Source organism: Serratia montpellierensis (genome assembly GCF_020858655.1).
GTDB lineage: Bacteria > Pseudomonadota > Gammaproteobacteria > Enterobacterales > Enterobacteriaceae > Serratia > Serratia montpellierensis.
In genome coordinates this window covers 115,363-126,165 of the sequence record NZ_VOSN01000001.1, presented here as the reverse complement: position 1 = coordinate 126,165, position 10,803 = coordinate 115,363, and the positions used below count along the sequence as shown (strand labels likewise).

General features: G+C 62.8%; 5 protein-coding genes. All 5 read left to right on the top strand.

Going from position 1 to position 10,803, the window contains the following annotated elements; genetic code table 11:
• The first annotated feature begins 22 nt into the window (after positions 1–22).
• The 5 genes from bcsB (at position 23) to FUU19_RS00555 (ending at position 10,684) form a co-directional block, all read left to right on the top strand.
• Positions 23–2,329 carry a cellulose biosynthesis cyclic di-GMP-binding regulatory protein BcsB gene (gene bcsB, locus FUU19_RS00575; RefSeq protein ID WP_230489502.1) on the top strand — a complete coding sequence of 769 codons (2,307 nt, stop codon included), beginning with the start codon at positions 23–25 and terminating at the stop codon, positions 2,327–2,329.
• A gap of 5 nt (positions 2,330–2,334) precedes the next feature.
• Positions 2,335–3,447 (top strand): cellulose synthase complex periplasmic endoglucanase BcsZ, encoded by a 1,113-nt coding sequence (gene bcsZ / locus FUU19_RS00570; RefSeq protein WP_197833953.1) that lies wholly within the window; start codon positions 2,335–2,337, stop codon positions 3,445–3,447.
• Positions 3,429–6,887, top strand: coding sequence for a cellulose synthase complex outer membrane protein BcsC (gene bcsC, locus FUU19_RS00565; protein ID WP_230489501.1), 3,459 nt, complete (start codon positions 3,429–3,431; stop codon positions 6,885–6,887). The genes bcsZ and bcsC overlap by 19 nt, the downstream gene beginning before the upstream one ends.
• Before the next feature lie 229 nt (positions 6,888–7,116).
• Positions 7,117–9,123 carry a biofilm formation regulator HmsP gene (gene hmsP / locus FUU19_RS00560; RefSeq protein WP_230489500.1) on the top strand — a complete coding sequence of 669 codons (2,007 nt, stop codon included), beginning with the start codon at positions 7,117–7,119 and terminating at the stop codon, positions 9,121–9,123.
• Between the two features lie 274 nt (positions 9,124–9,397).
• Positions 9,398–10,684 (top strand): dicarboxylate/amino acid:cation symporter, encoded by a 1,287-nt coding sequence (locus FUU19_RS00555; RefSeq protein ID WP_141971712.1) that lies wholly within the window; start codon positions 9,398–9,400, stop codon positions 10,682–10,684.
• Positions 10,685–10,803: the final 119 nt, after the last annotated feature.

Sequence of the window (10,803 nt, the reverse complement as noted above, 5' to 3'; positions counted from 1 at the left end):
CTCCAACATTGATGATGATACGATGACGAGAAAAATAACCTGGTTAACTGCTCTGGCCTTAGGCATCAGCACCCTGTCGCAGGCCGAAACCGCCACCGCGCCGACCGTGGTGGCCCAGCCGCCGATCGCCGCGGCGGCCGATACGGCGACCGCGCCACCGCCGACCGCCGCGCCGCAGGATCCGAATGCGCCGGTGCGCGACGTGTCGCTGCCGTTTGCGCAGATAGCGCCGCCGCCGGGCACCTTTGTTCTGCGCGGCACCCGGCCCGACGGGCAGATCGAATTCGGCGTGCGCAGCGATGAGGTGGTCTCGCAGGCGATGCTCGATATGGAGTTCACGCCGTCGCCGGCGCTGATCCCGGTGGAGTCGCACGTCAAGGTCTACCTGAACGACGAGCTGATGGGGGTGACCACGATCGCCAAGGAGCAGTTGGGTAAGCCCAATCGCATCCAGATGGCGATCGATCCGCGCTATATCACCGATTTTAACCGCGTCAGGCTGGTGTTCGTCGGCCATTATCAGAACATCTGCGAAAACCCGGCCAGCACCTCGCTGTGGCTCGATGTCAGCAAATCCAGCGCGCTGAAGCTGCGTTTCCAGACGCTACCGGTGAAAAACGAGCTGTCGCACTTCCCTGAGCCGTTCTTCGACAGCCGCGATAATCGGCCGCTGACGCTGCCGATGGTGTTCGCCGGCCAGCCGGATCTGGCCCAGCAGCGCGCGGCGGGCATTCTGGCCTCCTGGTTCGGCAGCAAGGCGCAGTGGCGCGGGCAATCTTTCCCGACGCTGTACAACGCGCTGCCGGCGCAGCACGCGGTGGTATTTGCCACCAACCAGCAGCGTCCGGATTTCCTGCGCGATTATCCGGCGGTCAACGGCCCGACGGTGGAGATGATCAGCCACCCCGACAATCCGTACGTCAAACTGCTGCTGATACAGGGGCGTGACGACAACGATTTGATCACCGCGGTGAAGGGCATCGCGCAGGGCAACATCCTGTTCCGTGGCCAGAACGTGACGGTGGACAAGGTGGAGCAGCTCGCGCCGCGCCAGCCTTACGACGCGCCGAACTGGGTGCGCACCGATCGGCCGATGACCTTCGCCGAGCTGCAGCAATACGCCGAACAGCTGCAAACCAGCGGCATCGAGCCCGGCCCGATCTCGCTGACCATGAACCTGCCGCCGGATCTGTTCCTGATCCGCAGCACCGGCATCGACATGCACCTGAAATACCGTTATACCGCGCCGCGCATTCAGGATGGTTCGCGGCTGAGCGTCAGTCTGAACAACCAGTTCGTGCAGGCTTACTCGCTGGTGCCGGAACACGAACAGGGCGCACAGCTGCTGCGCTTGCCGTTGACGCAGGGGCTGCTCGATTCCGACAAAAACGTCAGCATTCCGGCGCTGCGGCTCGGGGCCACCAACCAGCTGCGCTTTGACTTCGATTACACCACGCTGCTGGCCAGCGGCGCGGAAGGGCGCTGCGAAACCTACTCCTTCACGCAAAACCACGCGGTGATCGACGGCGCGTCCACCATCGATTTCTCCGGCTACCGCCACTTTATGGCGATGCCGGACCTGCGCGCTTTCGCCAACGCCGGTTTCCCGTTCAGCCGCCTGGCGGATCTGTCGCAAACGCTGGTGTTGGTGAACCAGAAACCGCAGCCGACGCAGGTCAGCGCGCTGCTGAACGCGCTGGGCGTGATCGGCGCGCAAACCGGTTATCCGGCGCTGGCCTTCACGCTGAGCGACGACTGGTCGCAGGCCAAGGATCGCGACGACGACATCCTGATGGTCGGCACCATTCCGCCGGAGCTGCGCGACGACAAGAAAATCAGTCTGCTGGTGGACGCGACCCAAAGCTGGGTGAAACAGCCGACGCGGCAGCCGCCGCTGCCGAGTGCGGAAGTGCTGGCAGAGGACACCAAGCCGGACAGCAAGACCACCGTCAGCTCCGAGGGCGCAATGTCGGCGATCATCGGCGTACAGTCGCCGTTCAACGACCAACGTAGCATCGTGGCGCTGTTGGCGGACAGCCCGCGCGGCTATGAGCTGCTCAACAATGCCCTGCTGGACAGCGGCAAGCGCGCCGCGGTGTTTGGTTCGGTGGCGGTGATCCGCGAATCGGGGGTCAACAGCCTGCGCGTCGGCGATATTTACTATGTCGGCCACCTGCCGTGGTGGGAGCGGCTGTGGTATGCCCTCTCCACCCATCCGGTACTGCTGGCGGTGATCGCGGTGGTGCTGGTGGTGATCCTGGGGCTGATGCTGTGGCGCGGCCTGAAGGCCTTCAGCCGGCGTCGTCTGGCGCCTGAAGATCGGGATTGACGGCGGTGAGCGCGATGCTGCAACGCCTGTCGCTCGGCATGCTGCTGCTGTGCGCGTTCAGCGCGGCGGCGGCCTGCGAGTGGCCGGGCTGGCAACAGTACAAGCAGTTCTACATCAGCCCGCAGGGGCGGGTGATCGATCCGAGCAGCCCGAACAAAATCACCACCTCCGAGGGACAGAGTTACGGCTTGTTCTTCGCTCTGGTGGCCAACGACCGGCCGACCTTCGATCGGCTGTTGGCCTGGACGGAGAACAACCTGGCGGCGGGCGATCTCAGCGCCCGTTTGCCCGCCTGGCTGTGGGGCGAGAACGACGACAAACAGTGGAAGGTGCTGGACGCCAACTCGGCGTCGGATGCCGATCTGTGGATCGCTTATAACCTGCTCGAAGCCGGCCGCCTGTGGAAAAGCCGGCGTTATCAAACCCTGGGAACGCTGCTGCTGCAACGCATCGGCCGCGAGGAAGTGGCCGACATTCCCGGCCTGGGTCTGATGTTGCTGCCGGGCAAAGTCGGGTTTGTGGCGGAAGATCGCTGGCGGCTGAACCCCAGCTACCTGCCGCCGCAGCTGCTGGCGCGTTTTGCGGCGCTGAACGGCCCGTGGCGCGCGATGCGCCAGGTCAATCAGCGGCTGTGGCTGGATACCGCGCCGCACGGCTTCTCACCGGACTGGGTGGTGTGGCGGGTCGGCACCGGCTGGCAGCCGGATACCGTCAAGCCGAACGTCGGCAGCTACGACGCTATTCGGGTCTATCTGTGGGCCGGCATGCTGGCGGACGACGATGAGCATAAGGCGGCGCTGCTCGCACGCTTCCAGCCGATGGCGAAGCTCACCGCCAAACAGGGCGTGCCGCCGGAGAAAACCGATACGGCCAGCGGCAAAACCACCGGTGACGGCCCGGTCGGCTTTTCCGCCTCGATGCTGCCGATGTTGGCGACGCAGGCCGAGGCGCTGGCGACACAGCGGCAACGCATCAGCGAACATCCGCCGGGTGACGACGCTTATTTCAGCGCCTCGCTGACGTTGTTCGGTCAGGGGTGGGATCAACAACGCTATCGCTTTAATCGACAGGGTGAATTGCAACCCTCGTGGGACGGCCAATGCACAACTTCAAAATAAACTGGCTGAATTTGATTCCGCTGAGCCTGGCGATGCTGCCGCAGGCGCGCGCTGCGGAGGCCGTGGCCCCGGAGCAGTGGCTGCTGGAGCAGGTACGCATTGGCGAGGCCGGCAACAAGGACGATCTGGTGCGCCAGTCGCTGTACCGGCTCGAACTGATGGATCCGAATAATCCGGACGTGATCGCCGCGCGCATGCGTTTGGCGCTGCGGCAGGGCAACATGGCGCTGGCGCAACAGCAGCTGGACAAGCTGAAAACCCTCGCGCCGCAGTCCAGCGCCTATCGCCAGGCGCAAATGAACATGTTGCTGACCCAGCCGGAAACCCGGCAAAAGCTGCAGCAGGCGCGCCTGATGGCGACCGCCGGCCGGCTGCCGGAGGCCAAGGCGCAGTACGATGCGTTGTTCCACGGCGAGCCGCCGACGCTCGATCTGGCGGTAGAGTATTGGCGGCTGGTGGCGCGTTTGCCGGGGCAGGAGGCGAAGGCGTTGAAGCAGCTGCAGGCGCTGGACCAGCAATATTCCGGCAACGTGGCGCTGCGCATGTTGTTCAGTCAGAACCAGGACGCGCAGGCCTATGAGCTGCTGCAGAAGATCGCCGCCGATCCGGCCGGGCGCGGTGATGCCGCCGACCTGTGGCTGGACAAGGTCAAAGCGATGCCGGTCAACGCGCAAAGCGTGGCGGCGCTCAACCGTTTCCTCGGCGTGTTCGATACCGGCGATCAGGCGACCAGCGCCCGTGAAGAACTGGCCAGACAGCAGAAACTGTTGGCCGATCCGGCTTATCAGGCGCGGGTACGCGGCCTGGCGCAGGTGGATAAAGGCGGCAGCCGGGCGGCCATTCCGGCGTTGCAAAAGGCGCTGGCGGCGACGCCGAACGACGCCGAGGTGCTGGGCGCACTCGGCCAGGCCTATTCGCGCGCCGGTAACCGCCCGCAGGCGCTGAAACTGTTCCGCCAGGCGCTGGCCGCCGACAAGAGCGGCTACGGCAGCAGCAAATGGCAAAGCCTGATCAAGAGCACCGGCTACTGGCTGGCGATCGACGAGGGCGACAAAGCGCTCAAGGCCGGCAATCTCGCGCTGGCCCGGCAGAAATATCAGCAGGCGCGCCAGCTCGACGACAGCGACGGCGATGCGTTTATCGGCCTGGGCGATGTGGCGGTGGCGAGCAAGGATGACGCCGCGGCGGAAGGGTTTTATCAGCAGGCGTTGCGGCGCGACCCCGGCAACGGCAGCGCGCTGCGCGGCCTGGTGAATCTCTATCAACGTCAGTCGCCGGAAAAAGCGCTGGCCTACCTCAACGGCCTGCCGCGCAGCCAACAGGCCAAGCTGCGCAGCACCCTCGACGGGCTGCGGCTCGATATGTTGAAACAGCAGGCGGAGGCGCTGGCGGCGCAGCAGCAGTGGCAGCAGGCGGCGGACATCTATCGCCGCGCTCAGGCGATGGATCCCGACGATGTCTGGCTGACCTATCGCTACGCGCAGGCGCTGCGTCAGGCCGGGCAGCCGCAGCAGGCGGACGCTCTGTTCCGGCAGCTGGCGCAGCGTCAGCACGCCAATCCGCAGCTGACCTACGCCTATGCGCTCTATCTTTCCGGCAGCGATCGCGACCGGCAGGCGCTGGCGCAGCTCAATACGCTGCCTGCGGCGCAATGGAACGACAACATGCGCGAACTGGCGCAGCGGCTGAAAATGCAGGCGATAATCGAACAGGCTGAACGGCTACGGGCGGCCGGTGACGAACCGGCGGCGGAAGCCTATCTGCGCCGGCAGCCGGCGGACACCCGCATCGATTTGCTGCTCGCCGACTGGGCGCTGGCGCGCGGGGAGTATGCGGCGGCGCTGGACGACTATCAGCGGGTGAAACGGCGCGAACCGAACAACCCGGATGCGCAGCTGGGCGAGATCGAAGCCTATGTGGCGCAAGGGGATCTGGACGCGGCGCGCCAGCGGCTGAAAACCGAACCGCAGCCGCAAGACGCTTCGCTCAACAGCCAACGGCGGGTCGCCAACGCCTGGAGTGCGGTCGGCGATCCGCAGCAGGCCGATGCGCTGTTCAGCCGGCTGAAAACGGCGGCGGCTTCGGAGCCCGTCGGACAGACCAAGGCGCTGATCTACCGCGACGCCGCCCGTCTGGAACAGGCTCAGCAGCAGCCGGAGCGGGCGCAGCAGGATTATCGGCAGGCGATGGTGGCCGGCGGCATCACGCCGACCCTGCCGCAGGACAATGACAGCTACACCTATTTGACGCGCAATAATCCGAGCGATGACTGGCTGAAACGCGGCATCCGCTCCGACGTTGCGGATCTGTATCGGCAGCAAGACGTGAACGTCACGCTCGATCACGATTACTGGCGCTCGAGCGGCACCGGCGGCATTTCCGATTTCAACGCGCACGACACCATGCTGCAGATGGACATGCCGCTGTATGACGGGCGCGCCTTCTTGCGTACCGACACCGTGCAGCTGGATGCCGGCCGCTTCTCGACCGACGGCAGCGGCAAATACTACGAGACCTTCGGTACCTGCAATACGCAAGGGTGCCGCGGCGATGAACACCAGAAAACCACCGGCACCAGCGTGGCGGCCGGCTGGAAAAACGATCGCTGGGCCGCCGACATCGGCACGACGCCGATGGGCTTTGAGGTGGTCGACTGGACCGGCGGCCTGGCCTACAGCGGCGACTGGAACCACATCGGCTGGACGCTGGCGGCCTCGCGGCGGCCGATCTCCAGCTCGCTGCTGGCGTTCGGCGGCGCCAAAGATCCGAACACCGGCACCACCTGGGGCGGCGTGCGCGCCACCGGCGTCAGCCTGAGTGCCAGCTACGATCGCGGCGAGGCGAACGGCGTGTGGGCCGATCTCAGCGCGCACCAGATTACCGGCAAGAACGTGGCGGATAACCAGCGGCAGCGGTTGATGGCCGGCTATTACTACAAGCTGATCAACGAAGACAATCGCCGCCTGAGCGTTGGGCTCAATACCATGCTGTGGCACTACCAGAAGGATTTGAGCGGCTATTCGCTGGGACAGGGCGGCTATTACAGCCCGCAGCAATATCTGTCGCTGGCGCTGCCGGTCAACTATCGTCAGCGCACCGAGAACTGGTCATGGGAGTTGGGCGGCTCGGTTTCGCTGTCCCATTCGAAAACCGACAGCCAACGCCGTTATCCGCTGCAGGGGCTGATCCCGGATTCACTGCCCGATAAGTTCGCCGTCGAGGACGGCAGCTCTTCGAGCGGCGTCGGTTATACCCTGCGAGCGATCGTCGAACGCCGCCTCAGTTCGCACTGGACGCTCGGTGCCGGCATCGACATTCAGCAGGCGAAGGACTATACGCCGAGCCACGCGTTGATTTATCTGCGCTATTCCCTGGCCGGCTGGCAGGGAGACCTCGATTTGCCGCCGCAGCCGCTGACGCCTTACGCCGACTTCAAGTAACCGGGAGGGGGAACGATTCGGAGTGTCGGACACCGGGGAGTTTTGTTACCCTGTGTCCGGGTCGCGTTTGTTCGCTTTAGGAAAAGACTGAAACCCGCGATTTTCTTGGTTTTGCCTGCGGCATAGCCAGATAAAAACAGCCGATGATCGAGTATACTCAGCCCGGTTCGAGGGGGCGGGTGAGAGTCAGCCCCCTTTTTGTTTCAGCCCGATTTGACGGAGAGCAGGTTTGCGGGTCAGGCGTTCGTTAACGATTAAGCAGATGGCGACAGTGTCCGGCGTGGCGCTGGTCACGATCTGTATCTTTATCGTGATCCAGTTATTCCACTTTGTGCAGCAGCGCAGGGATGACTACGCCCAGCAACTGGAAAATATCGCTCACTCCGTGCGCCAGCCGCTGGCGGAAGCGGTGTTGCGCATGGACGTGCCGGAAGCCAAAAAGGTGCTGAATACGCTGTTGCCGGTCGGCATTCTGAGTCGGGCGGATATCGTCTTGCCGAACGAGTTTCAGGCGCTGCACGCCAATTTCCCGCCTGAGAGGCCGGTGCCGACGCTGATCGCCCGGCTGTTTGAATTGCCGATCCAAATTTCCGTGCCGCTCTATTCGCTGGAGCGGGTGCCGGCCAACCAGCAGCCGCTGGCCTATCTGGTGCTGCAGGCTGACTCGTTCCGCATGTACCAGTTTATTCTCAGTATTTTGTCGACCATGTTGTCGACCTACCTGCTGCTGGCGCTGATCCTGTCGGTGGCCATCACCTGGTGCATGAACCGGCTGATGGTACATCCGCTGCGCGCGATGGCCAAAGAGCTGGAAAATATCTCGCAGGACGAAGCGCCCTATCACCAGTTGATGCTGCCGGCGCTGCATCAGGACGACGAGCTCGGCCTGCTGGTGCGCAATTACAACCGCAATCAACAGACGCTGGCCAAGGCGCATGCCGACATGAGCCGCCTCAGCACCCGCCACCCGGTGACCGAATTGCCAAATCCGGCGTTGCTGAACGCGTTGCTGGAACAGCATATCGCCTCCAGTCTGCGCCCCGAGCGTTTTAACCTGCTGGTGATCGGCATCGAGACGCTGCATGAAGCCTCGGGCGTGATGAGCCCGGCGATGCGTGAAGCGTTGCTGCTGGCGCTGGCGAAGAAGCTGCGCGGCTGCATCGACGAAAACGGCGTGCTGGCGCAGCTGAGCAATACCGAATTCGCCATCCTGGCCAAGGGCACCGAGCGGCCGTTCCACGCCATGCAGCTGGCGCGGCGCATCATGGCGGAGATCAACGCGCCGTTGACGCTGGAGGGGCTGGCGCTACGGCCCAACGCCAGCATCGGCATCGCGCACTACCTCAATCAGGGGGAGAGCGCGGAGCAGCTGCTGCGCAGCGCCACCTCGGCGATGATGTCCGCACACCGCGAAGGAAAAAATCAGATCCTGTTCTTCGAACCCAGCCTGACGGAACGCACGCAGAAGCGGCTGACGCAGGAGAGCGAGATCTTGCACGGCATCGAACAGCGGCATTTTACGCTGTTCCTGCAGCCGCAGATCGACATGCAGTCCAACGAGGTGATCGGCGCCGAAGCGCTGCTGCGTTGGCAGCAGTATGACGGCAGCTATACCCTGCCGGCCGACGTTATCCCGCTCGCGGAAGAGCTGGGCGTGATCGTGCCCCTCGGCAACTGGGTGCTGGAAGAGTCTTGCCGTATCCTGGCGGACTGGCAGCAACGCGGTATTGAGCTGCCGCTGGCGGTCAACGTTTCCGGTATTCAGATGCAGGATGAGGCGTTTGTCCCGCATCTGAAAAACCTGCTGGCGCAGTATCGGATCGATCCGCGCAAGCTGCTGCTGGAGATCACCGAGACGGTACGCATCGACGATCTCGACCGTGCGCTGGCGCTGCTGCGTGAGCTGCACGATCTGGGATTGTCGATCGCGCTGGACGACTTCGGCATGGGCTACTCCAGCCTGGAGTACCTGAACCGGTTGAAATCCCTGCCGATTGACTTGATTAAAATCGACCGCAGTTTCATTCGGGGGCTGCCGGCCGACGATGCGATGGTGCGCATCGTCAGCTCGATCTCTGAAGTGCTGGCGTTGCCGGTGATGGCCGAAGGCGTGGAAAACGCCGAGCAGCGCCACTGGCTGCTGCAGCACGGCATTCGCAGCGGGCAAGGATTCCTGTTCGCCCGGCCGTTGCCGCGCGAAGCGTTCGAAGCCGAGTTTTGCCGCACGGCGCCGTAAGCGCCGCGTTGACTTTTCCGGTACTTTTCCCCGTCCGAAAATCGCCATTCCTTCCCTACCTCTTTTGCGTTAGTGCAAACAAAGGCTTACGCAATTTTCAGCTTTGCACCCTGACTGACGCGTTTCAGCTCTTAAATTCACATCAACCCCCAGGGGCGGGTGCAACAAATTATTTCCATGTTGTTAAGTGGGTGTTATTTTCCGCGCAAGCAATGAACAGGCTGGATTTTTAGACTGCTGCCTGGTGCGTGTCTTCCCCCCATAGGATGTTCATATGAAAACAACGATCTTTAAGAGCCTCTATTTTCAGGTGCTGACGGCGATCACGCTGGGTATCCTGCTTGGCCATTTCTACCCTGACCTCGGCGCCGAGATGAAACCTCTGGGCGATGGCTTCGTCAAACTGATCAAGATGATTATCGCCCCGGTAATCTTCTGTACCGTGGTGACCGGCATCGCCGGCATGGAAAGCATGAAGGCGGTGGGCCGCACCGGCGCCATCGCGCTGCTGTATTTTGAAATCGTCAGCACCATTGCGCTGATTATCGGCCTGGTGATCGTCAACCTGGTGCAACCGGGTGCCGGCATGAACGTCGATCCCGGCACGCTGGACGCCAAGGCGGTGGCGGTCTACGCCGAGCAGGCACAGCAGCAGGGCATCATTCCTTTCCTGCTGGATATCATTCCCGGCAGCGTGATCGGCGCGTTCGCCAGCGGCAACATTCTGCAGGTGCTGCTGTTCGCGGTGCTGTTCGGCTTCGCCCTGCATCGTCTGGGCGACAAAGGGCAGCTGATCTACAACGTGATCGACAGCTTCTCACGGGTGATTTTCGGCATCATCAACATGATCATGCGCCTGGCGCCGCTGGGGGCCTTCGGTGCCATGGCGTTTACCATCGGTAAATACGGCGTCGGCACGCTGGTGCAACTCGGCCAGCTGATCGTGTGCTTCTATATCACCTGTATCCTATTCGTGGTGGTAGTGTTGGGCAGCATTGCCCGCGCCAACGGCTTCAGCATTTTCAAATTCGTCAACTACATCAAAGAAGAACTGTTGATCGTGCTGGGGACCTCGTCGTCCGAGTCCGCGCTGCCGCGCATGCTGGATAAAATGGAGAAGCTGGGCTGCAAGAAATCGGTGGTGGGTCTGGTTATTCCGACCGGGTACTCCTTCAACCTGGACGGCACCTCTATCTACCTGACCATGGCCGCGGTGTTTATCGCGCAGGCGACCAACACCCACATGGACATCATGCATCAGATTACCCTGCTGGTGGTGTTGCTGCTCTCCTCCAAAGGGGCGGCGGGCGTGACCGGCAGCGGCTTTATCGTGCTGGCCGCCACCATCTCTGCCGTCGGCCATCTGCCGTTGGCCGGCCTGGCGCTGATCCTCGGTATCGACCGCTTCATGTCGGAAGCCCGCGCGCTGACCAACCTGGTGGGCAACGGCGTGGCGACCGTGGTCGTGGCGAAATGGTGTAACCAGCTGGATGAAAAACAGCTGAAAGACACGCTGAACAACAAAAACGCCGGCGCGGACAAAACGCTGCCTTCCGCCTGATATCGGCGGTAAATCACCGGCCGCATTCGCGGCCGGTGAGGTTCTTCCCCTGCCTCGTAACGATTTTTTGCATTAAAAACCCCGCAATCTATTATTTTTCACTCTAATGAGTGACATCC